Source organism: Herbiconiux gentiana, assembly GCF_024978135.1.
GTDB lineage: Bacteria > Actinomycetota > Actinomycetes > Actinomycetales > Microbacteriaceae > Herbiconiux > Herbiconiux gentiana.
On sequence record NZ_JANTEZ010000007.1, the window covers coordinates 14,835 to 38,262 of the forward strand.

The window sequence follows — 23,428 nt, forward strand, 5'->3', positions numbered from 1 at the left end:
GCCGCCCACCCCTTCTTCTCGACCCCGCCGCAGCCACCAGGAAGCCGCCATGACCGCCACCCTCACGCCGCCGACGTCATCGGACACGACGCCGCACGAGCCCTATCGCCCGAAGCAGCGCACCCCCTTCGCGTACTGGCGCAGCCGCTTCGACGTGAAGGCCTCCCCCTACCTCTACATCGCCCCGTTCTTCGTGCTCTTCGGCCTGGTCGGGCTGTTCCCGCTCGTCTACACCTTCGTCGTGTCGCTGAACGAGTGGAACCTGCTCTCCGGCCCCGCCGGCTTCGTGGGCCTCGACAACTACGTCGCCGAACTCACCGACCCCTTCTTCTGGAACTCGCTGTTCAACACCGTCAGCATCTTCCTTCTCTCGGCCATCCCGCAGCTGGTCGGCGCCGTGCTGATCGCCGCCGTGCTCGACCAGAACATCCGCGCCAAGACCTTCTGGCGGATGAGCGTGCTGATCCCCTACGTCGTCACCCCCGTCGCGGTGACGCTCATCTTCTCGAGCGCCTTCGACGAGAAGTACGGCCTGATCAACAACGTGCTGCAGACCCTCTCGATCGACCCGGTGATGTGGAAGACCGAGACGCTGCCCTCCCACCTCGCGATCGCGAGCATGGTGAACTGGCGGTGGACGGGCTACAACGCCCTGATCCTGCTCGCCGCGATGCAGGCGGTGCCGCGAGACATCTACGAGTCGGCGGCGCTCGACGGTGCCGGCCCGGTGCGTCGCTTCTTCTCGATGACCCTGCCGAGCATCCGCCCCACCATGATCTTCGTGGTCATCACGGCCACGGTCGGCGGCCTGCAGATCTTCACCGAGCCCAAGCTCTTCAACCCCACCACCGCCACCCCGGGCGGCCCGCAGCGGCAGTACCAGACGACGGTGCTCTACCTCTGGGACCTCGCCTTCAACCGGCAGAACTTCGGCAAGGCCTCCGCGGTCGCCTGGCTGCTGTTCCTCATCATCGTGCTCTTCGGCGTGCTGAACTTCCTGATCTCCCGGCGCATCGCCTCGGTGGAGTCGCGGTTCATCGCGAAGAAGGCCATCAAGAAGGGAAAGCGCTCGTGACCACGACCACCGCACCGGCCCCCGCCGTCACCCGGCGACGCAAGCCGCTCGGCATCGACAAGCGGCCCGGGTTCCTGACCTACGGCCTGCTGATCGTGTTCTTCGTCGCCGGCACCTATCCCCTCTACTGGTCGTTCATCGCCGGCACCAGCCCGAGCTCGGTGCTCACCGAGACCTGGCCGCCGCTCCTGCCCGGCGGGCAGTTCTGGCAGAACGTCGGCGAGGTGATGAACACGGTGCCGTTCTGGACCTCGCTGCTGAACAGCATCATCGTCTCGAGCGTGATCACCGTCTCGGTCGTGCTGTTCTCGACGCTCGCCGGCTACTCCTTCGCGAAGCTCAAGTTCCGCGGCCGCGAGGGCCTGCTGGTCTTCGTCATCGCCACCCTCGCGGTGCCCACCCAGCTCGGCATCATCCCGCTGTTCATGGTGATGAAGCAGTTCGGCTGGACCGGCACCCTCGGCGCCGTGATCGTGCCCACCCTGGTCACCGCGTTCGGCGTGTTCTTCATGCGGCAGTACCTCGTCGACGTCATCCCTGACGAGCTGATCGAGGCCGCCCGGGTCGACGGCGCCAGCATGCTGAGCACGTTCTGGCACGTCGGGATCCCGGCCGCCCGCCCGGCGATGGCCATCCTGGGACTGTTCACCTTCATGACCGCGTGGACCGACTACCTCTGGCCGCTGCTCGTGGTGCCGCAGAACCCGACGCTGCAGGTCGCACTGAGCCAGCTGCAGTCGGCCAAGTACGTCGACTACTCGATCGTGCTGACCGGTGCGGTGCTCGCCACCCTGCCGCTGCTGCTGCTGTTCGTGCTGGCGGGCAAGCAGCTCGTCTCGGGCATCATGGCGGGCGCGGTCAAGGGTTGACGCGCGACCTACACTGGAACCGTCAGACCTGAGGAGGCCCCGTGAGCGAGATGTCGTCGGGGCGTGGGCGGGACGCGCATCCGGCCCCCACGCTCGAGATGGTGGCGGCCGCCGCCGGGGTGTCGCGGGCGACCGTGTCGCGGGTGGTCAACGCCGCTCCCAACGTGTCGGATGCGATCGCCGAGGCCGTGAACGAGGCCATCCTGAAGCTCAACTACGTTCCGAACCGCGCGGCGCGGTCGCTCGTCAGCCGACGCACCCAGGTGATCGCGCTGGTGGTGCCGGAGACGACGGCCAAGCTGTTCAGCGACCCGTTCTTCGCGACCGTGGTGCAGGGTGTGGCGCTGTACCTCTCCGACACCGACTTCACGCTGAACATGCTGATCGCCTCGGAGATGCGCTCGGATAAGACGCGGCGCTACCTGCTCGGCGGCAACGCCGACGGGGCGCTCGTGGTCTCGCACCACGAGGGTGATCACTCCTACGACCGGCTCGACCTGTCGCTGCCGATCGTCTACGGCGGCCGGCCGCTGCTCGAGAGCGAGAGCGAGAGCTACTTCGTCGACGTCGACAACGTGGCGGGCGCGGCCGAGGCGACGGAGCACCTCATCGCGACCGGCCGCCGTTCGATCGCGACGATCGCCGGCCCGCAGGACATGCCTCCCGGCTTCGACCGCCTGCGCGGCTGGCGGCGCGCGATGGACTCGGCGGGGCTCCCGGCCGCGCTGGTGGAGTACGGCGACTTCACGCCCGATTCCGGCGCCGAGGCGATGCGCCGGCTGCTCGACCGCGGCGAGCCGATCGACGGGCTGTTCGCGGCGAACGACCAGATGGCGGCGGGGGCCTACTCGGTCATCCTCGAGCGGGGGCTGCGCATCCCGCACGACATCGCGGTCGCGGGCTTCGACAACAACTACTTCGGCTCGACCGCGGTGCCGGCGCTGACCACGATCGACCAGCCGTCGCTCGAGCTCGGGCGCACGATGGCCGAGGTGCTGGTGCGGCGCATCGAGGGCAAGCCGGTCGACCGGGTCACGATGATGCCGACGTCGCTGGTCGTGCGCGCGTCGACGGCCCCGCGCGACGCCTAGGCGACCGCCCGCGCGGGCAGCGCGGGGGCGGGCCGCTCGGGGGCGGTTCGCTCGAATCGCTCACACGCGCAGGCGTCGCACCGCCGGCACGGCGAGCGCCGCCGCGGTCGCCGCGACGACCAGCGCGGCGCAGCCGATCAGGGTCGGCGGCGTTCCGAGGCCCTGCGCCAGCGGCCCCACGAGCACCTCGCCCACCGGGATCGCCAGGAACGAGCCCACCATGTCGAATGAGTAGACCCGGGACAGGGCCTCGCGCGGCACGTGGGTCTGGAGCGACTGGTCCCAGGCAATGGCGAAGAATTCGAGGGCGATCCCGCCGAGCGCGAAGGCGAGGATCAGCGCGGGGAGGAGGAGCGCGGGCAGGGCGGCGGGGGCGGGCAGGGCGGCGGACGCGGGAAGGGCGGCGGGGGCGGGCAGGGCGGCCGACGCGGGTGCGGGCGCGCCGCCGGCGGCGACGGCGGCCAGCGCCGCGATCGGCACGGTCGTCAGCAGCATCCCCCCGACCCCCGCGGCGAGCGCCCGGCTCGGTCGCCAGCGCAGCGCGAGCACCGCGCCGAGCGCCAGTCCGCCGGCCTGCGCCGCGACCACGAGGCCCCAACCCGCGCGGCCCACGGTCTCGTCGGCCACGAGAGGCCCGAGCACGGTGGTCGCCCCGACGAACGCGGCGTTCAGCACGCCGAACTGCAGCACCGCCACCCACACCCAGCGCCGCCGGGTGAACTCCCGCCAGCCGTGACGCAGCTCGGCGAGCGCCCCACGCAGGCCGGGCAGCAGCCCGCGACGACCCGGCGCCGACGGGGCGACGGATGCCCGGGGCAGCCGCAGCCGCGAGAACAGCAGCCCGGCCAGCGCGAACCCGGCCGCGTCGATCGCGAGCCCCCAGCCCGGTCCGACCCCCGCCACGAGCGCGGCGCCGGCGGCGGAGCCGACGATGGTCGAGCCGTTCAGCCCGAGGCGCAGCAGCGCGTTAGCCGCGCGCAGTTCGCCGAACGGCACCGTCTCGGGCACGAGCGCCGCCGCCGCGGGAAGACTGACCGCCGCGACCGCGCCGTTGAGCATCCCGAGCAGCACGAGCGCCGGGATCGACGCCGTGCCGGTGAGCACCAGGGTCGCGACCGCCGCCTGCGTGAGGGCCGCGGCGAGCGAAGCCCCCACCAGCAGGAGGTCGCGCGGCAGCCGGTCGGCGAGCACGCCACCGGCGAGCAGCACGGCGACGTTGGTCACCGAACGGGCCGCGACGACGAGACCGAGGTCGGTCACCGAGCCCGTGAGGTCGAGCACGGCGAAGGCCAGGGCGATCGGCGCGACCGCATTGCCCAGGATGCTCGTCGTGCGTGCCGCGAGCAGCCAGCGAAAGGCGCGATGGCGGAGCGGCCCGGGCAGTGCCGGGCGCCCCGCGCTCACGGCCGCCGCAGCGGGAACAGCGCAGCCGTCATCGAGACCGGAGCCGTGCCGGGGGTGCGCGCCGGGCGGGCCTCATCGTGCAGCAGGGCCGAGGCCGCGCCGACGGCTGCGACGACCCGTCGCCAGACCGCCGGGTCGACCCAGAGCTCGGCGTCGGTCGTCAGGTGGGCCCCCTCCACGCGCAGGGCCGAGCGCCGTCGCAGCTCGTCGATCACCGCCTCGACATACTCGCTCCGCTCCTCCGACGCTCCCCCGCCCGACGCGATCGACTCCGCGAGGCGGAACGGCTCGGCCGACGACTCGTGCCGGTAGCGCTTCGCCTCACCTCCGCGCAGCCGCACGACCTCGACCACGCGGATGAGCCCGGCCCGCTCGAGTACCCGCAGGTGATAGCTGGCGGCGGCCTGCGAGACGCGCAGCTCGCGTCCGGCCTCGGCCGCGCTCATAGCGGCGCCCGTCAGCAGCGACAGCAGACGGAGGCGCACGGGGTGGGCGGTGGCACGGAGCACGTCGAGGGAGGACATGGAGCCATCGTGCGCGGCCGCGCATCCGACCGTCAAATAGCTCTTTGGGGGTCGCGGCGGGCGAGACACGCGGCGGCCGGGCGAGGAGCGGTGGGGAGCGGCCGGGGTCAGCCGGCGTAGCCGGGCGCCGCGGGGAGGCCGAAGTACTCCTCGAGGGTGGGGATGCCCGTGCCGTGCAGCTCCGTCGCGAGCGGCACCCCGACCCAGCGCCAGTGCCACGGCTCGAACTCGTAGCCCGTGACCGGGGTGCCGCCGTCGGGGTAGCGCAGCACGTAGCCGAAGCGGTACGCGTTCTGCTGCAGCCAGGTGTAGGCGGGGGTGTTCGCGAAGCAGCGACCGTCGGTCGAGCATCCGGAGACCGTGTCGAGGATGTCCATCGCCATGCCGGTCTGGTGCTCGCTGAAGCCGGGGCGGGCGCTCGTGAGGTCGGCGCCCTCGACGCCGAGCGAGTTCACGTAGTAGTCGTAGGCGCGCACCTGCACGCTGTACGAGCGGTAGCCGCTCTGCGCGACGAGCTGGATGCCCGTCTCGGCCTGGGCCGCATGGAACATGTCGACCAGGGCCGACGCCGCGTCGGCGCGCAGCTGGTAGCCGTTCGGGTTCGGGATGTCGCCGGGGAGGTCGACGAGGTCGGGCGGGGAGTAGTCGGCGCCGTTCTGGATGGGGCGCAGCTTGTTCACCACGACCCAGGGGCTGAGCGGATCGTCCACGGAGTTCGCCGATCGGTCGAAGGCGGGCGGAGCCGGCGGGGTGGTCGGCTCGGGGGAGGCGGAGGGGGGCGGTGCCGCGGTCGCGGAGGCGGCGGGCGCCGGGTCGGGATCCGACGTGGGGGTTGCGGAGGGTGCGGCGGTGAACGACGGCGCCGGCAGCGCGGTGGGGGCCGCGGCCACCCCGCCCGCCGGCCGCAGCACGCCGGACACCGCGAGGGCGCCGCCCACGAGGAGCGCCACCACCACGAGGGAGACGGCGCCGATGAGCACTGCGCGACGGCGGCGCAGCACCCGCTGCTGCCGTCGCTCCCTCGACCTCGACACCCGACGAGCATAGCGGGGAGCACCTGAGGCGCCCGGTGCGCAATGGGGAGTTGTACCCCCTCGAAATGGTGCCACCCGATTTGGGCGGAAATTCGGAACCATGCTTGAATTGCCGATGTGCGGGGCTCTCCCCACCCGAAGTCGAGAGCCGCAGAGATCGCCCACCCACGCGTCCTGAACCGCTGTCTTACCCACACCGCTGGACACCGTTGACGATGTGGAGACCCGTGTGAGGCTGTTCGAGGCGATCCGCCGTCGCAAGGCGACGACGGCGTCGGTGGCCACCATCGCCGCGCTGGCGATCGGCGTGACCACGATGGCGTTCCTCTACGAGGGTATCGAGACCGCCGACGTCGACCTCAACGACGGTGGAGTCTGGGTGACGAAGCCCACCGGTCTGCTGCTGGGGCACCTCAACCACCCCGCCCAGGTGATCGACGGCGGTCTCCGCACCTCCTCCACCGAATTCGACGTGCTGCAGCGCGACGAGACGGTGCTCATGCTCGACGCGAGCGGTTCCTCGCTCACCCCGGTCAACCCCGTCACCATGGCGCTCGAGGCGCCGCTCATCCTGCCGCCTGAGTCGTCGGTGTCGCTCGGCGGGCCCAACCTGACCGTGCTCGACCGGGAGACCGGCGAGCTGTGGGCCGGGCCCTCCTCGAACGCCGCCGGCCTGCAGCTCGACCCCGACGAACCGCTCGCCGAGCTCGGCGGAGCCGGCGCGGCGGTGGCCGACGCGGCCGGCAACGTGCACGCGCTCTCGACCTCGGCCGGCAAGCTGCTCGAGTTCGACCGCGACGAGAACGGCGCCCTGCCGGTCGAGCCCACCAGCACCGACTTCCCCGAGGTCGAGGAGGGCGCGCGGCTGACGCTGACCACGGTCGGCGACCAGGCCGTCGTCTTCGACGCGAGCTCCGGCACGGTTCACCTCCCCGGCGGCCGTGCGGTCGAGCTGGCCGACGCGTCGGGCGGGGTCGTGCAGCCCACGGGTCCGGCCGCCTCCGACGTGCTGATCGCCACGAAGACCTCCCTCATCCGCCAGCCGCTCGACGGCGGCGAGGCCACCGTGGTGCAGGCGGGCGGGGCCGAACCGGGCACGCCGGCCGCCCCGGTCTTCCTGAACGGATGCGCGTACGCCGCCTGGTCGGGATCGGGGGCGTTCGTGCGCGACTGTTCCGGCGACGCGAACGACGTCGACGACCAGATCGACGGGCTGGCGGCGAACGCCGAGCTGCGCTTCCGCGTGAACCGCGACGTCGTGGTGCTGAACGACGTCTCGACCGGTGTCGTCTTCCTGGTGAACCAGGACATGAAGAAGGTCGACAACTGGGACGACATCGCTCCGCCGCCCGAGCAGAGCGACTCCGACGAGGAGGAGGACAGCACCGAGGACGAGCTGCAGGTGCTGCTGCCCGACCGTTCAGAGGAGAACACCCCGCCGACGGCCGAGGACGACGACTTCGGCGTGCGGGCGGGCCGCACCGTGGTGCTGCCCGTGCTCGACAACGACCTCGACCCCGACGGCGACATGCTCACGGCGAAGCTGGAGGGCTCGCAGCCCGGTGTGGGTGAGGTGCAGCGCATCCTGAACGGAGCAGCCCTGCAGGTCGTGGTCTCGCCCGACGCCTCGGGCACCGCGAGCTTCACGTACACCGTCGACGACGGTCGCGGCGGCAGCGACAGCGCCACCGTGCGCCTGAAGGTCAGCGGCGACGGCGAGAACTCCCCGCCGAAGCAGAAGCGGGTCACCGACGTGCTCGTCGAGCTCGGCGCCAGCGTGAGCCACAACGTGCTGCCCGACTTCATCGACCCCGACGGCGACGACCTCTACGTCGTCGGCGCCTCGAGCGGCACCGACGACCAGGTGCAGTACCGTCCAGACGGCCAGCTCACCTTCACGAGCATCGACCAGAACACGGGCCCGAAGGAGGTGACGGTCGTCGTCTCCGACGGCCGCACCGAGACCGAGGGCACCGTGCGCTTCCAGGTGCGCGACCCGGGCAGCCTCGCCCCGGTGACCAACGGCGACACGGTCGTCACGACCGTCGACGAGCGGGTGACCGTCGCGCCCATGGACAACGACCTGAGCCCCTCGGGCGCGCCGCTGCGACTCGCGAAGGTCACGGAGACGCCGGGCGCCACCATCCAACCCGACTACACCACCGGCACCTTCGACTTCACCAGCAGCACCCCCGGCGACTACTACGTGCAGTACCTCGTCTCCGACGGCCCGAAGACCGCCGAGGGCCTGGTCCGGGTCACCGTGCTGCCCGTCACCGACAGCGACGACCCGCCGATCGCCGTGCGCGACACCGCCCAGCTGCCGAACGGCGGCACCACGCTCGTCAACGTGCTGGCGAACGACACCGACCCGAACGGCGGCATCCTCGCCGTGCAGTCGGTGCAGGTGCCGGCCGAGGCTGGGGTCAGCGTCGAGGTGCTCGAGCACGAGATCCTGCGCATCACCGATCGCGGGCTGAACGACCCGCTCACCATCACCTACACGGTCTCGAACGGCGCCGCCTCGGCCCGCGGCGAGGTCTTCATCACGCCGATCGCCGCTCCCGACCGCCTGCTGCCGCCGAACGCCGAGGACGACGAGGTCACGGTGCGCGTGAACGACATCGTCACCATCCCGGTGCTGGCGAACGACACCCACCCCAACGGCGACACGCTGACCCTCTCGCCGACCCTGATCGAGCCCCTCGTCGACCCGGCCGACGGCAGCATCTTCGTGGCCGGCGACACCGTGCGCTTCAAGGCCGGCCCCGAGCCCAAGACGGTCTACGCCACCTACGAGGCCGTCGACTCGCAGGGCCAGAAGGACGCCGGCTACATCACCATCCGCATCGTCGGCCCCGACGACGGCACCAACGCTCCCCCGCGCCCGCAGGACGTCACGATCCGGGCGCTGCAGGGCACCACCGTGCGCATCCCGATCCCGCTCGACGGCATCGACCCCGACGGCGACTCGGTGGAGCTCGTCGGCCAGAGCTCGGCGCCCGGCAAGGGCCGCATCACGGAGGTCGGGGAGGCGTGGCTCGTCTACGAGGCGTACCCCGACGCATCCGGGACCGACACCTTCACCTACACGGTGCGCGACCGGCTGGGCGCCACGGCGACGGCCTCGGTGCTCGTCGGCATCATCCCGGCGAGCGAGTCGAACCAGCCGCCCTACGCGGTGAAGGACGCCATCAGCGCGCGGCCCGGGCGCACCGTGGCCGTCGACGTGATGGAGAACGACAACGACCCCGACGGCGACCCGATCGCCATCCGCTCAGAGGGCCTCACCGTGCCCGACGGGGTCACCGCGTCGGTCGAGGGCGGCCGCGTGCTCGTCACCGCCCCCGACACGGCGGGCGACTACACGCTGCAGTACACGATCGTCGACCGCTGGGGCGCGACGGCGACGGGCACGCTGCTGATGCAGGTGAGTCCGGATGCTCCGCTCGCCTCGCCCATCGCCCGCGACGACCAGGTTCCCGTCGCCGACATGCTCGACCGCGAGACCGTCGACGTGAACGTGAAGGAGAACGACGACGACCCCGACGGCACCATCGACGGACTGACCGTCACCAGTGCCGACCCGGCCGCCACCCCGCTCTCAAACGGCAACCTGCAGATCACCCTGCTGCCGACCTCGCAGATCATCACCTACACGGTCACCGACCAGGACGGCCTGACGGCCTCGGCGTTCGTGAACGTGCCGGGCAGCGACACCCTGCCGCCCGTGCTGCGGCCGGGCATCGAGCCGCTCGTGGTGAACGACGGCCAGACCGTCGACGTCGAGCTGTCGGACTACGTGCTCGTCGGCGAGGGCAAGTCGGTGCGCATCACGGAGGCCGACACGGTGCGCGCGGCGAACTCGAACGGCGACGAGCTGCTCGTCGACGAGAACACGCTGCGCTACACGCCGAAGCCGCGCTACGACGGGCCGGACGCCCTGAGCTTCGAGGTCACCGACGGCACGGGGCCCGACGACCCGGAGGGCCGCACTGCGACCCTCGTCATCCCGATCACCGTCGTCTCGGACTACAACACCCCGCCGACCTTCAAGGGCGCCGCCGTCACCGTCGCGGCCGGCGAGGACGAGCAGGCGATCGATCTGCGCTCCGCCGCCGAGGACCCCGACGAGGGCGAGCTCGAGGCCCTGACCTTCGCGATCGTGGGCGACGCCCCCGCCGGCGTCTCGGTGCGGCTCGACGGCTCGACACTCGTGGCCCGCGCCGACGCCGACGCGCCGCTGAACCCCTCCACCCTCGACGTGGAGGTCTCCGACGGAGTCAACCCGCCGGTGCGCGGAGCGGTCCAGATCTCGGTGCTCGCCACGACTCGGACGCCCCCGTCGGCGACCGACGACGTCGTGCCACAGGCGAACCAGGGCCAGACCGTCTCGGTGCCGGTGCTGGACAACGACTTCAACCCCTTCCCCGACACCCCGCTGACCATCACCGAGGTCGCCATCGAGACCGGTACCGGCAACGCCGACTTCTCGGGATCGACGGTGTCGGTCACCCCGGCCGCGGACTACGTCGGCACCATGATCGTGCGGTACGGCATCATCGACGCCACGGGGGACCCCTCGAGGCGCGCCGACGGCCGCATCCTGCTGACCGTGCAGGGCCGACCCGACGCCCCGGCGACGCCGACGGTCACGAGCATCCAGGACCGCACGGTGGTGCTGAACTGGGCCCCGCCCGTCAACAACGGCGCCGAGATCACGAGCTACACGGTGACCAGCCCGCAGGGCTACACGAAGAGCTGCGCCTCGACCACCTGCACGCTCGACGGGCTCACGAACGACGTGGAATACACCTTCACCGTCACCGCGACGAACTCGGTCGGCATCTCCGACCCGTCGCCCTCCTCGGCTGTCGCTCGACCGGATGCCCGTCCCGACCAGCCCCAGCCGCCGACCCTGAAGTTCGGTGACAAGAGCCTCGAGGTGAGCTGGGTGACGCCCCCGACCCCGGGCTCAGCGGTGCAGTCGTTCAACCTCGAGATCTCCCCCGCCCCGGCGCGAGGAGCCCCCTCCCGCTACGGCGTGACGGGCAACTCGATCGTCTGGGAGGGCCTGGAGAACGGCACCGCGTACCAGGTGCGGGTGCAGGCCGTGAACAAGGCGCCCGAGCCCTCGGACTTCAGTTCGTTCTCGGCGACCGAGATCCCGGCCGGCAAGCCCGAGGCCCCGAGCCAGCCCAGCACGACCCGGCTCGACCCCGTCGGCAACCAATCGCAGATCAACGTGGCCTGGGGCAAGCCATCGGGCAACGGCGACGACAACCTGAAGTACACGCTGACGATCCTGCGCGGCGGCAGCCCGGTCGACACCCTGCCGGGTCTGACGTCCACCGACCAGACCGTGCGGCTGGACACCTCCGAGAGCGACTACTCGTTCTCGGTCACCGCGACCAACAAGGCCGGTGAGGGAGCTCCGTCGGCGGCGTCGGCCCCGCGCCGCAGCTTCACCCCGCCGGGCGCGGCCGGGCCCGCCACGATCACCTCGGAGGGCGACGGCAGCGTCACCTTCGACCGGGGCGCGAGCGCCGACGGCAACGGCGCCACCCAGGGCGAGCTGATCTACCAGTACAGCCTGAACGGGAGCGGCTGGACCGCCATCCCGGGCAATGCACAGACGTACCAGATCGCCGGGCTGCAGAACGGCACGAGCTACTCGGTCCGGGTACGGGCGACCACTCCACTCGACGGCACCAACTACGAGGGCCCGGCCAGCGGTGACTCGAACACCGGTGTGCCCTTCGGCCCGCTGGCCCAGCCGTCGGTCTCGGCGAGCGGGAACGCGAAGTCGGTGACGCTGTCGTGGAGCGCGCCCGCGGGCAACGGGCGACCGATCACCTCGATCGAGGTCTACATCGACGGCAACCTGAGCTCGAACGCGGGGAACGGGACCGTCACGGTGGGCGACGCCTACAGCGAGTCCCACTCGATCCGCGTGGTCGTGAAGGACTCGGCCGGCCAGACGTCCTCGAACGAGACCAGAGCCTCGAGCAAGGACGCACCTCCGAAGGGCGCCTTCCTCTCGTCGTGGAAGAGCTGCGACGGAACGGGTCTGACCAACGGCCCGCCGTGCGTGCGCATGAAGATCACGGTCGAGAACTTCCTGGGCCAGTCCAGCGTGTTCTGCGAGTGGACCGGCGGCGAGTACCTGAGCACGACCATCCCGGTCGACGGCAACGGCAACGGCTCGAAGGAGCTCAACTGGTACACGCAGGACACGGGCGCCTACTCGCTCGAGAATCAGGCCTCCCGCATGAACTGCGAGGGCACGCCGATGAAGGTCAGACGCTGACACCCGCGACGACAGCGGATACCGATGAAAGAGGAACGATGACGATGACCCCCGAGCAGGCGACGTGGTTCGCCGGCACCTTCGACCGGCTGACCCAGAACGTGGGGCTGGCCGTGCTGGGCAAGGACCACGTGGTGCGCCTGACCCTCATGGCGATGATCGCCGAGGGCCACGTGCTGCTCGAGGATGCCCCGGGAACCGGCAAGACGAGCCTGGCGAAGGCGATCGCGGCGACGGTGCAGGGCACCAGCCAGCGCATCCAGTTCACGCCCGACCTGCTGCCCTCCGACGTCACCGGTGTGACCATCTACGACCAGGACACCCGGAAGTTCGACTTCCACAAGGGCCCGATCTTCGCCTCGATCGTGCTCGCCGACGAGATCAACCGCGCGAGCCCCAAGACCCAGTCGGCGCTGCTCGAGGTGATGGAGGAGTCCCGTGTGTCGGTCGACGGCGTGGCCCACGAGGTCGGGCGCCCCTTCCTCGTGATCGCGACGCAGAACCCGATCGAGCAGGCCGGCACCTACCGGCTGCCCGAGGCGCAGCTCGACCGCTTCCTGATCAAGACGAGCATCGGCTACCCCGACCTCGCCTCGGCCGAGCAGATCCTCGCCGGCTCCGCGAACCGCAACCCGTCGTCGGGGCTCTCTCCCGTGATCACCACCTCGGCGGTCGCCGACATGGCCGACCTCGCGGCGACCGTTCACGTCGACCCGGCCATCCTCCGCTACACGGCGCAGCTCGCCGAGGAGACCCGCAACGCCCCCGAGTCGCGCCTCGGCGTCTCGGTGCGTGGCGCGATGGCGCTGATCCGCGCCGCCAAGGTCTGGGCAGCCTCGCAGGGCCGGCACTTCGTGCTGCCCGACGACATCAAGGAGCTCGCCGGGCCGGTCTGGACCCACCGCTTCGTGCTCGACGCCGAGGCCGAGTTCTCGGGCGCGACCGCCGAGGGCGTGCTCGCGCGCGTGCTGGCCGACGTCGCCGCGCCGCAGTCGAGGCAACCGGCTGCATGAGCCGGGCGGCGGAGGGGGCGCGGGCGATCCGGGGATCGGCACCCGCGCGCTGGGTGACGGAGACGGGCTGGCCCGCGGTGTCGACGACGGCGCGGCGCGCCGGTTCCGCGGTCGCGCCCGCCGTGCGCCCGGTGCTCGGCACCGTCTCGGGCTTCGGCTGGGCGGTGCTGGCCGTGACGGTCGTCGCGATCGTCGTGGGTGCGGTGCTCGGCTGGCGCGAGCTGCTGGTGATCGGCTTCGTGCTGCTGGCGGCACTGCTGATCGCGATCGGCTTCGCGGTGGGGCGATCGGCCTACGCCGTGCGGCTCGACCTCGCGCTCACCCGCGTGGTCGTGGGCGAGCGCGCCGTCGGCCGGCTCGCCGTCTCGAACACCTCGGCCCGCCCTCTGCTGCCCGCCCGCATCGAGCTGCCCGTCGGCTCGGCCTTCGCCTCGTTCCAGCTGCCGCGCCTCGCCCCCGAGGCCGAGCACGACGAGCTGTTCGGCATCCCGACCGGCCGCCGTGCGGTGATCGTCGTGGGGCCCGTGCGCTCGGTGCGCGGCGACCCGCTCGGGCTGCTGCGGCGCGAGCTGCGCTGGACCGACCCGGTCGATCTGTACGTGCATCCGCGCACCATCTCGCTCGGCGGCTCGTCGTCGGGCTTCCTGCGCGACCTCGAGGGCGTGGAGAGCCGGGTGCTCTCGGAGAACGACGTGTCGTTCCACGCCCTGCGCGAGTACGTGCCGGGGGATGACCGGCGGTACATCCACTGGAAGACCTCCGCCCGCACCGGGAAGCTGATGGTGCGCCAGTTCGAGGAGACCCGGCGCTCGCACCTCGCCATCGCGCTCTCGACGAACCGCGCCGACTACTCCGAGGGCGAGGCCGGCGACGAGGAGTTCGAGCTCGCCGTCTCGGTCTGCGGGTCGCTCGCCGTTCAGGCGCTGATCGAGGAGCGGGAGATCACCGTGCTCACGCCCTCCAGCTCGCTGCACGTCGAGACCGGCCGGCGGTTGCTCGACGAGCTCTCGGCCGTCGAGCAGAGCGAGACCAGCCGCGAGACGGTCGTGCAGCTCGCCAAGACCACGGGCACCGCGGTGCCGCAGGCGTCGGTCGCGTTCCTGCTCTTCGGCAGCGGCGTCACCCCCACGCAGCTGCAGGCCTCGACGATCCACATCCCGCTCGGCGTGCGCGTGATCGCGATCGCCTCCCGGCCCGGCGAGCGGATGTCGCTGCGCAAGCTCGGCGACCTCACGCTGCTGACCGTCGGCGACCTCACCGACCTGCCCGGCGCTCTGCGGAGGGCGAACAGCTGATGACCGACGCCCCGAGCCCCCGCCGCGCCAGTGCGGCCAGCCCGCGCCGTGCCGCCCGGGCATCCACCCCCCTGCTGCCGCCCCTGCCGACGACGGCCCGCCCGGCCTGGTCGATCGCGACCGATGCGGGGGTCGTGCTGCTGCTCGCGATCGTCTCGGTGCTCACCCTCGGGCCGGCCTTCGGCGGTGTGGGCTACCTGGTGGCTGGCGTCGGCGGCGCGGTGCTCGGCATCCTGATCGGCGCCGCCGGCTGGCGGCTGTCGTGGAACCTGCTCGTCGTCGCGGCCGTCACCGTCGTGGTCTACCTGCTGCTCGGCGGGCCGCTCGCGGCGCCCGGCACCACGATCTTCGGCGTCATCCCCACCCGCGACACGCTGCGCACCCTCGTGCTCGGCATCGTGTTCTCGTGGAAGGACGCGCTCACCCTCGTGGTGCCGGTGGGTCAGTTCGACGGCACGCTGGTGGTGCCGTTCCTGTCGGCGCTGGTCGCGACCGTGCTCGCCACGAGCTTCGCGCTGCGGCTGAAGCACGCCGGCTGGACCCTGTTGCCGCTCACCCTGCTGTTCGTGCTCGGCATCGCCTTCGGCACGCGCGAGGCCGCGTTCCCCGTGGTGCAGGGGCTCGCCTTCGCGGGCGTCGCCCTCGTCTGGACGGCCTGGCGCCGCCAGGAGGCCCGGGCCCGGGCCTCGCGCGGCACCGACCTCGGCGGCGGCAGCTCGCTCGACCCCGCGACCGCGAAGGCGCTGCGCACCACCCGGCTCGCCGCCGGTGCCGGCCTCGTGGTGGGTGCCCTCGTGGTGGGCGCCGTCACCGGCGGGCTGCTCGTTCCCGCGTCAGCCCGGGAGGTGCTCCGCGACAGCGTCGTGCCGCCGCTCGACCTGCACGACTACGCGAGCCCGCTCGTGGGCTTCCGCAGCTACGTGCGCGACTTCAAGGAGGAGTCGCTGTTCACGGTGAAGGGCCTGCCGACGGATGCGCGCATCCGCCTCGCGACCCTCGACAGCTACGACGGCATCGTCTACGACGTGGCCGGCGACGGGTCGGCGGGCTCGGGCACCTTCACCCGCGTCTCGAGCGAGATCGCGAACGACGTGGTCGGCGACCCCGTGAGCCTCGACATCGGCGTCACCGGCCTGACCGGGGTCTGGATGCCCGACGTCGGGTACCTCGACGGCCTGCGCTTCACCGGCGACCGCGCCGACCAGCTCGAGGGCGCCCTGCACTACAACGCGGCGACCGGGGTGGCGCTCGACACCCTCGGCCTGCGGGACGGGGACGGCTACACCGTCGACGCCGTGCTGCCGCCCACCTTCAACGACGAGCAGCTCGCCAGCCGCAAGGTCTCCTCGATCGCGATGCCGCGGGCGACCGGGGTGCCGGATGTCGTCAGCTCACTGGCCGCCGAGTACGTGGGCGACGCCGACACCCCGATCGAGAAGGTGCGCAACCTCGCCGCGAACCTCAGCCAGAACGGCTTCTTCAGCCACGGGCTCGAGGGCGAGGCGGTCTCGCGGGCCGGGCACGGCGCCGAGCGCATCGCGAGCATGCTCTCGGCCGAGCAGATGGTCGGCGACGACGAGCAGTACGCGGTCGCCATGGCGCTGATGGTGCGTTCGCTCGGCATGCCCGCGCGCGTCGTCATGGGCTTCCACCCCGACGAGTACGCGGGGCCCGAGGCGACGCAGGAGATCACGGGCGACGACCTGCACGCCTGGGTCGAGGTGCCGTTCGACGGCGCCGGCTGGGTGCCGTTCGACCCGACGCCGCCCGAGGACCAGGTGCCGCTCGAGGAGGCGCCGAAGCCGAAGTCCGACCCCAAGGCCCAGGTGCTGCAGCCGCCGCCCCCGCCGCAGGCCCCCGCGGAGCTGCCGCCGGACATCCGCACCGAGGACACCGAGCAGCAGGACGCCGAGAAGGACGGCTTCGACTTCCTGCCCGTGGCCTTGGCGGTCGGTGGCGGCCTCGTGCTGCTCCTGCTCGTGCTCGGGCCGCTGCTCGCGATCGCGCTGCTGAAGCTGCGGCGCCGCAAGCGGCGGCGGCTGGCGGCGCGTCCGGCCGATCGCGTGAGCGGCGGCTGGGACGAGATCGTGGACCGGGCGGGCGACCTCGGCACCGCGGTTCCCGCCGGGGTGACCCGCCGCGACGGCGCCCGGGTGCTCGCGACCGCGTATCCCGCGGCGCCCGTGCTGGAGGTGGCGACCCGGGCCGACTCGAGCGTGTTCGGGCCGGGTGAGCCCGCCGACGACGAGGTGGAGCGGTACTGGACCGAGGTCGACGCCGTGGTGAGCACGATGGCGGCGTCGGTGTCGTGGTGGACGCGGTTCAAGGCGCGGTGGTCGGTGCGGTCGCTGCTGCGCGGGCGGAAGGCGCCGAAGGCGGCCGGGTCAGGCCCTACGGTGGACACTGGCCCCGCAGACCGAGCGACGACGCCTGGAGGAGACACGCCATGACCGATGCCGCCCACCCCTGCGTTCAGTGCGGCTCGCCCGTGCCGCGCAACGCGCAGTTCTGCCTCGTCTGCGGCACCCCCGCCTCGGCGGCGCGCAGCCAGTCGGCGGCGCTCGGCTCTGTCGCCGGCCAGGCTCCCGCCGCCGGCCCGGGGTCGGCCCCGATCGACGGCTGGCGACCCGATCCGGCGGTCGAGCCGATCCGCGAGGGCGACCTGATCCCCGCCGGCTACGGCCGGCGCGTGCTCGCGTTCCTGCTCGACGGTGTGTTCGGCGCCGTGCTCTGGCTCGTGATCGTGCTGCCGCTGATGGCTCTCGGCGTCGTCGCGTTCCAGACCCGGGACACCTCGATCGCCTTCACCGGCCCGAGCGCCGTGATCCTGCTCGCCGCCTCGGTGATCTACCCGATCGTCTCGATCGTGCTGCAGGCTCAGCTCGGGTTCTCCCCCGGCAAGGCCCTGATGGGTCTGCGCATCGTTCGGCTCGCGACGCTCGGCAAGGTCGGCATCCTGCGCATGCTGCTGCGCTGGCTCGTGGTCGCCGCCGCCTCGCTCGTCTTCCTGATCGGCCAGTACGTGGTCTGGCTGTCCCCGCTCTGGGACGCGTCCAAGATGACCCGCGGCTGGCACGACAAGCTCGCCGACACCTGGGTGATCGACGTCAAGGCGGGCCCGAACCCGCTGAAGGCCCGCCCGGGGCAGCTGCTGCTCGACGAGTCCCCGGCTCCCGCTCCGGTTCCGGATGCGCGCGCGAGCGCTGCGCGGAACGCCGGCGCCGCGCCTCCCGCCGCTGCGCCCGTCGCGCCACCGGCGCCGCCCGCCACCGAGTCGTTCGCGCCCATCGCGCACGTGCCCGGATTCGCGCCCTCGGGTGCGGGCGCGGGAGCCGGCGCGGAACGCGCATCCGCCCCCCAGCCCGCCGAGGACGACTTCGAGAGCACCCGGCTGTCGGGCTCGGGGCCGGTCTCGGTGCCGGCGGGCGTGATCGTGTTCCGGCTCGACACGGGCGAGGTCGTGCCGATCACGCGCCACGGTGCACTCGGGCGCGACCCGGTGGCCCCCGGTGGCGACCCGTCGGATCTGCTGATCGCGCTGCAGGGTGACACGCTGTCGGTCTCGAAGACGCACCTCGAGTTCGGTCTCGAGGGCGGGCGGGTCTGGGTGAGCGACCGCGGGTCGACCAACGGCACGGCCCTCGTGCGGAGCGACGGCGCGGAGCTCGAGCTCGACGCCGGCGAGCGGGTGCGGGTGGAGGCGGGCGACCGCATCCGCGTGGGGACGCGCGTGCTGCAGGTGGAGGGCTCGGCATGAGCGACGACAGCGTGGTGCGCGACGTCGCGCCCGGGGCCGCGCGCGGCGTGACGCCCGGGGCTGCGACCGGCGTCGCCCTCTCGGAGCTGCAGCTGCAGGTGGGCACCGCCACTCACACGGGCCTCCGACGGCGCGCGAACGAGGACGCGTTCCTCGCCGCGCAGCCGCTCTTCCTGGTGGCGGACGGCATGGGCGGGCACGAGGCCGGCGAGGTCGCCAGCGCCCTCGCGGTCGACGCCTTCGCCGCGCTGACCGGAACGCCGAGCGTCGACGCCGCCGAGCTGCGCGACGCCTTCGGCCGGGCGCACGAGTCGATCGCGGCCATCGCGGCGACGGGGCTGCGTCGCGCCGGCACCACCGTGTCGGGTGTCGCCATCGCCGAGAGCGACGGGCGGGCGCAGTGGCTCGTGTTCAACCTCGGTGACTCGCGCACCTATCGGCTGGCCGACGGGGAGCTCGAGCAGATCAGCGTCGACCACTCGGTGGTGCAGGAGCTGCTCGACGGGGGCACGCTCTCCCGGGCGGCCGCCGCGACGCACCCCGAGCGCAACGTGATCACCCGCGCGCTGGGGGCCGGCGGGCCGTACCAGGCCGACTACTGGCTGGTTCCGGTGGAGTCGGGCGACCGCATCCTGATCTGCTCGGACGGTGTCTCGGGTGAGCTCGACGACGAACTGATCGAGCGCATCCTGATCGAGGAGCACGAGAGCCAGGAGGCCGCGAGCCGCCTGGTGCACGAGGGCCTGCTGCACGGCGGGCGCGACAACCTCACGGCCGTGGTCGTCGACGCCTACGACCGCGCCGGTGCCGAGGCGCATGCGGCCGGTTCGCCCGACGGGCCGGGACGGCGGCGCGACCCGCACGGCGAGGACACCATCCCCCGGCCTCCGGTCGACGTGGGCGGAAGGAACTGAGATGAGTGAGATCCTGTACAGCCCCGGAGCCTGGCGCGCGGTCGTCGCGGCCGGGGGGATCGCGGTGCTGCCGCCGACGGTGGACGCCGCGCTGCTCGGGCGCATCTGGGCCGCGCTGGAGTCGGGGGAGGGGCTCGGCGCGGTGCTGTCGTCGCTCGCCGAGGCGTTCGGTGCGAGCCTCGGCGCGCTGCCGCCGTTCGCGGTGGCGACGGTCGACGGGGGCGGCGTGCGGGTGGCCGTGCGCGGTGACGTGTCGGTGTCGATCGGCTCGGGTTCGCGCGACGGGTCTGACCCGGTGGTCGTGTCGGGGGCCGACGTGAGCACGTGGAGCGAGCGCAGCGTGCCGGCGGCGACCGGGCTCACGATCAGCACGCCCGACGCCGGGGCGACCGACGGTGGTGAGCGGTTCGGGATCGCGTCGGGTGTGGTGCTGGCGTCGTCGGTGTCGGTGTCGCTGGGCGGTGCGCCGGCGCCCGAGGCGGCGGCGGTCGTGGCGCCCGAGGCCGGGGCGGTCGTGGCGCTGGAGTCGGCGTCTCCGGTGCCTGCTGCAGCAGCCCCGCCGACAGCGGCGCCGGCCGCGGTGGCTCCCGTCGAGCCCACACCCGATCCCACACCCGACGTGGAATTGACCCAGGACGTGGCGACCGAGAGCGAGATCGCACCCGCGGAGCCGACCGTCGAGGCCGTCCTCCCAGCCTCGGCCGAGCCCGCCCCGAGCGCCGAGCCCGCCCCGAGCGCCGAGCCCGCTCCGAGCGCTGACCCCACCCCGGACGTCGAGCTCACGCAGGACGTGGCGTCGGAGAGCGAACCAGTTGGGCCCCCACCCGCGGCGGCCACCGAGCTCGGGAGTGCGCAGGCCGAGGAGCTCGAGAGCACCCAGGCCGAGCTGCCCGACGACGCGTACGACCACCTCTGGGGTGCGACGGTGGTGAAGTCCGTCGAGGACGCCGCCGTGCGCGAGCTCGACGACGACGAGGAGACCGCGGACGAGAGCGCCCCGGCGCCGGCCGCCCCTCCGGCGCCGACGCCTCCCGCGCCAGCACCGGCCCCCGCGCCCGCACCGCAGGCCCCGCCGCCCGCCGCCACGTCGGCGCCCGCCGTACCGAGCACCGGGCTGATCGACAGCGTGCCCGGTTTCGGGAGCGTCGGTGCCGCATCCGGAAGCCCCGCCCTGCTCGGCACCACCGTGCCGCCCGCCGCCCCGAGCACACCCGCCCCGCGGCCACCGGCCCCGGCGACCGCCCCGCCGGCCCGCCCGGCCGGCGCCGATGACGACCACGACGGCCTCACCGTCACGGTCTCCGAACTGGAGGCCATGCGCCGCCTCGCCGACGCTGCCCCCGACGCCGCCGCGGCGCTGCCCGACGGCGCCCTCGGCCGCATCGTGCTCTCGACCGGCGAGAGCTACGCGCTCGACCGCCCCGTCATCATCGGCCGACGCCCCCGCGCCAACCGCGTGCAGGCCGACGCCGTGCCCGTGCTCGTCACGGTCGCGAGCCCCGAGCAGGACATCTCGCGCAACCACCTCGAGATCCGCCTCGAGGGCCGGCACGTTCTCGCCGTCGACCTCGCCACCACGAACGGCAGCGTGCTGCACCGCGAGGGCACCCCGCCCAAGCGGCTCGGCCCGAACGAGCCCGAGCTCGTGCTGACCGGGGACGTCATCGACCTGGGCGACGGCGTGACCGTGGCCTTCGAGGACATCGCGTGAGCGCCCGGCGCCCGCCCTCGGCCCCGCCGGAGATCCCCGGCTTCTCCTTCGTCGAGCTGCTGGGCTCGGGCGGGTTCGCCGACGTCTTTCTCTACGAGCAGCGGATGCCCCGCCGCCGCGTCGCCATCAAGGTGCTGCTCGCCGAGGCCCTCACCGAGGGTGCCCGGGAGAGCTTCGACGCCGAGGCGAACCTGATGGCGCAGCTCTCGACGCACCCGTCGATCGTCACGATCTACCAGGCGGACATCGCGGGCGACGGCCGCCCCTACCTCGCCATGGAGTACTGCCCGAAACCCAACCTCGGAGCCCGGTACCGGCGCGAGAAGATCAGCGTGGCCGAGGCGCTCCGTATCGGCGTCCAGGTCGCGGGTGCGGTCGAGACCTCGCACCGCGCGGGAATCCTGCACCGCGACATTAAGCCGGCGAATATTCTCGTCACGGAATACAATCGCCCGGCTCTCACCGACTTCGGCATCTCCGTCGCGCTGGTCGGCGGCGTGGGCTCGGGCTCTAGTGGCGCCAACGGCAGCGGCGGCGGCGCCGAGCAGGAGTCGGTCGGGATGTCGATCCCGTGGTCTCCGCCCGAGGTGTTCGGCGCGGTGGCGCAGAGCGGGGCGGCGGCCGACATCTACGCCCTGGGTGCGACGGTGTACACGATCCTCGCGGGCCGCTCGCCGTTCGAGGTGCCGGGCGGGGCGAACACGGGGCTCGACCTGATCGCGCGCATCCAGTCGGCCCCGCTGGCGCCGACCGGGCGGATGGACGTGCCCGCCTCGCTCGAGCAGGTGCTCGCCACCGCCATGGCCAAGCGGCCCGACGAGCGGTACACGTCGGCGCTCGAGTTCGCCCGGGCGCTGCAGAAGATCCAGCTCGAGCTCGCGATGTCGGTCACCCCGGCCGACGTGCTCGACGACACCCTCCCCTCCGACGACTTCGAGGAGGAGGACGACGGCAACACACGCATCCGCGGCATCGTCACGATCGACCCCACGGCCCCGGCCCCACCCCGCGGCCGCCGCACGCCCCCACCCGTCGCGCCCGCGCCCGCTCCCCGACCCCCTGTGTCAGCTCCCTCCCCTTCGGCGAGTGGTCACTTTCCGCCCCAAAACCCCGTGTTCAGCGCCGAAAGTGACCACTCGCCACGAGGAGGAGGGCGCGTGCGCGCGGGCGGGGCGGAGGACGTGCTCGAGGAGACCGTGCAGCGCGCGGGCAGCGGCGCGGTCGACGCCGGACCCGCGCCCGCCGCGACGGGTGCGCGGCGGAGCCGGGTGCCGTGGATCGTGGCGAGCGCCGCGCTCGTGCTGCTCGTCGGCGTCGGCGCCCTCGTGTTCGCGCTGAACGGCGGCGCCGGCAGCCCCGCCGAGCAGAACGCCGAAGCCACCGACGAGCCCGTCGACACCGTGCAGATCGACAACGCCGCCGTGCAGGCCCCCACCGACATCGTGGCCACCCCCGGCCCCGACGGCGTCGTCTTCACCTGGACGAACCCCGACCCCCAGGACGGCGACACCTACCGCTGGGCCCCCGCCACCCCGGGCGCCGAGCAGCAGGCCCGCAGCATCGACAAGCCCACCGTCACGGTGGTTCCCGAAGGAGGACAGCCCGTGTGCATCGACGTGAGCGTGGTGCGGAGCGACGGCCGGGGTTCCGACGCGGCGACCGGATGCTCGACATGAGCTCCCCCGACGAGACCACCGCCCCGCCGCCCACCGCCCCCGCGTCCCGCTCCGACGCGAGCGTGGAGTTCTGCGGCGAGTGGTTCGCCCTCGACCCCGCGAAGCCGTTCGAGATCGGCCGCGACGCCGACCTGGACATCGACGACAACCAGTACCTGCACCGCCGCTTCCTGCAGATCGCCAACAACGACGGCATGTGGTGGCTGTCCAACGTCGGCTCGCGCCTGAGCGCCACCGTCTCCGACGCCAGCCGCACCATGCAGGCGTGGCTCGCGCCCGGTGCGCGCATGCCCATCGTGTTCGGCCTCACCACCGTCGTCTTCACGGCCGGCCCCACGAGCTACGAGTTCACCGTGCACACCAGCGCCCCGACCTTCTTCGACTCCACCCCGGTGCCCGACGGCAGCGGGGCCACCACGGTCGGCGCGGTCACCTTCACCGCCTCGCAGAAGCTGCTCATCCTGGCCCTGGCCGAACCGATGCTGAAGCGCGACGGCACGGGCACCAGCGAGATCCCGTCGAGCCAGCTCGCGGCCGAGCGGCTCGGCTGGGCGCTCAGCCGCTTCAACCGCAAGCTCGACAACGTCTGCGACAAGCTCAGCCGCACCGGCGTCGAGGGTCTGCGCGGCGGCGTCGGCGCCCTCGCCACCAACCGCCGGGCGCGACTCGTCGAGTACGCGGTGCTCTCGCGCCTCGTCACGAAGGCCGACCTCCCCCTGCTCGACCAGCCCCACGACGACAGCGACGACAGGTAA

The 23,428-nt window shown here is 72.7% G+C and carries 15 protein-coding genes; 12 read left to right on the forward strand and 3 right to left on the reverse strand.

Annotation, left to right across the window (positions count from 1 at the left end; all coding sequences use genetic code 11):
* The first annotated feature begins 49 nt into the window (after positions 1–49).
* From NVV95_RS15705 to NVV95_RS15715, 3 genes are read left to right on the forward strand one after another with little or no spacing between them, the layout of a single operon-like run.
* Positions 50–1,075: a carbohydrate ABC transporter permease gene (locus NVV95_RS15705; RefSeq protein WP_259487492.1), complete on the forward strand. Its 1,026-nt coding sequence runs from the start codon at positions 50–52 to the stop codon at positions 1,073–1,075.
* Positions 1,072–1,944, forward strand: coding sequence for a carbohydrate ABC transporter permease (locus tag NVV95_RS15710; RefSeq protein WP_259487493.1), 873 nt, complete (start codon positions 1,072–1,074; stop codon positions 1,942–1,944). Before NVV95_RS15705 ends, NVV95_RS15710 begins: the two co-directional genes overlap by 4 nt.
* Positions 1,945–1,994: 50 nt before the next feature.
* Positions 1,995–3,035, forward strand: coding sequence for a LacI family DNA-binding transcriptional regulator (locus tag NVV95_RS15715; protein ID WP_259487573.1), 1,041 nt, complete (start codon positions 1,995–1,997; stop codon positions 3,033–3,035).
* Positions 3,036–3,095: 60 nt separating this feature from the next.
* On the opposite strand, the gene NVV95_RS15720 is transcribed toward NVV95_RS15715, so the two are convergent.
* The 3 genes from NVV95_RS15720 to NVV95_RS15730 all read right to left on the reverse strand — a co-directional run bounded on the left by NVV95_RS15720 (position 3,096) and on the right by NVV95_RS15730 (position 5,997).
* Positions 3,096–4,439 (reverse strand): MFS transporter, encoded by a 1,344-nt coding sequence (locus tag NVV95_RS15720; protein WP_259487494.1) that lies wholly within the window; start codon positions 4,437–4,439, stop codon positions 3,096–3,098.
* Entirely contained in the window at positions 4,436–4,963 is a 528-nt protein-coding gene (locus tag NVV95_RS15725) for an ArsR/SmtB family transcription factor (protein WP_259487495.1), read from the reverse strand. The genes NVV95_RS15720 and NVV95_RS15725 overlap by 4 nt, the downstream gene beginning before the upstream one ends.
* A 107-nt stretch (positions 4,964–5,070) precedes the next feature.
* Positions 5,071–5,997: a M15 family metallopeptidase gene (locus tag NVV95_RS15730; protein WP_259487496.1), complete on the reverse strand. Its 927-nt coding sequence runs from the start codon at positions 5,995–5,997 to the stop codon at positions 5,071–5,073.
* Between the two features lie 229 nt (positions 5,998–6,226).
* On the opposite strand from NVV95_RS15730, the gene NVV95_RS15735 reads away from it, so the two are divergent.
* From NVV95_RS15735 to NVV95_RS15775, 9 genes are read left to right on the forward strand one after another with little or no spacing between them, the layout of a single operon-like run.
* Entirely contained in the window at positions 6,227–12,307 is a 6,081-nt protein-coding gene (locus tag NVV95_RS15735; RefSeq protein WP_259487497.1) for an Ig-like domain-containing protein, read from the forward strand.
* Between the two features lie 38 nt (positions 12,308–12,345).
* Positions 12,346–13,320, forward strand: a complete 975-nt coding sequence (locus tag NVV95_RS15740) for an AAA family ATPase (protein ID WP_259487498.1) — start codon at positions 12,346–12,348, stop codon at positions 13,318–13,320.
* On the forward strand, positions 13,317–14,615 hold the full coding sequence (locus NVV95_RS15745; protein WP_259487499.1) for a DUF58 domain-containing protein: 1,299 nt from the start codon (positions 13,317–13,319) through the stop codon (positions 14,613–14,615). Before NVV95_RS15740 ends, NVV95_RS15745 begins: the two co-directional genes overlap by 4 nt.
* Complete coding sequence (locus tag NVV95_RS15750; protein WP_259487500.1) at positions 14,615–17,065, forward strand: transglutaminase-like domain-containing protein; 2,451 nt, start codon at positions 14,615–14,617, stop codon at positions 17,063–17,065. Before NVV95_RS15745 ends, NVV95_RS15750 begins: the two co-directional genes overlap by 1 nt.
* Positions 17,062–18,372: an RDD family protein gene (locus NVV95_RS15755; protein ID WP_259487501.1), complete on the forward strand. Its 1,311-nt coding sequence runs from the start codon at positions 17,062–17,064 to the stop codon at positions 18,370–18,372. The genes NVV95_RS15750 and NVV95_RS15755 overlap by 4 nt, the downstream gene beginning before the upstream one ends.
* Positions 18,369–19,286, forward strand: a complete 918-nt coding sequence (locus NVV95_RS15760; RefSeq protein ID WP_259487502.1) for a PP2C family protein-serine/threonine phosphatase — start codon at positions 18,369–18,371, stop codon at positions 19,284–19,286. The genes NVV95_RS15755 and NVV95_RS15760 overlap by 4 nt, the downstream gene beginning before the upstream one ends.
* 1 nt (position 19,287) lies before the next feature.
* Entirely contained in the window at positions 19,288–20,997 is a 1,710-nt protein-coding gene (locus NVV95_RS15765; protein WP_259487503.1) for an FHA domain-containing protein, read from the forward strand.
* Entirely contained in the window at positions 20,994–22,673 is a 1,680-nt protein-coding gene (locus tag NVV95_RS15770; RefSeq protein WP_259487504.1) for a serine/threonine-protein kinase, read from the forward strand. The genes NVV95_RS15765 and NVV95_RS15770 overlap by 4 nt, the downstream gene beginning before the upstream one ends.
* Positions 22,670–23,428: an FHA domain-containing protein gene (locus NVV95_RS15775; RefSeq protein ID WP_259487505.1), complete on the forward strand. Its 759-nt coding sequence runs from the start codon at positions 22,670–22,672 to the stop codon at positions 23,426–23,428. The genes NVV95_RS15770 and NVV95_RS15775 overlap by 4 nt, the downstream gene beginning before the upstream one ends.

Coding starts and splice junctions, on each gene's coding strand:
- NVV95_RS15755 (WP_259487501.1), top strand. CDS start 17,062: ATGACCGATGCCGCCCACCCCTGCGTTCAGTGCGGCTCGCCCGTGCCG.
- NVV95_RS15765 (WP_259487503.1), top strand. CDS start 19,288: ATGAGTGAGATCCTGTACAGCCCCGGAGCCTGGCGCGCGGTCGTCGCG.
- NVV95_RS15725 (WP_259487495.1), bottom strand. CDS start 4,963: ATGTCCTCCCTCGACGTGCTCCGTGCCACCGCCCACCCCGTGCGCCTC.
- NVV95_RS15705 (WP_259487492.1), top strand. CDS start 50: ATGACCGCCACCCTCACGCCGCCGACGTCATCGGACACGACGCCGCAC.
- NVV95_RS15775 (WP_259487505.1), top strand. CDS start 22,670: ATGAGCTCCCCCGACGAGACCACCGCCCCGCCGCCCACCGCCCCCGCG.
- NVV95_RS15750 (WP_259487500.1), top strand. CDS start 14,615: ATGACCGACGCCCCGAGCCCCCGCCGCGCCAGTGCGGCCAGCCCGCGC.
- NVV95_RS15760 (WP_259487502.1), top strand. CDS start 18,369: ATGAGCGACGACAGCGTGGTGCGCGACGTCGCGCCCGGGGCCGCGCGC.
- NVV95_RS15745 (WP_259487499.1), top strand. CDS start 13,317: ATGAGCCGGGCGGCGGAGGGGGCGCGGGCGATCCGGGGATCGGCACCC.
- NVV95_RS15740 (WP_259487498.1), top strand. CDS start 12,346: ATGACGATGACCCCCGAGCAGGCGACGTGGTTCGCCGGCACCTTCGAC.
- NVV95_RS15715 (WP_259487573.1), top strand. CDS start 1,995: ATGTCGTCGGGGCGTGGGCGGGACGCGCATCCGGCCCCCACGCTCGAG.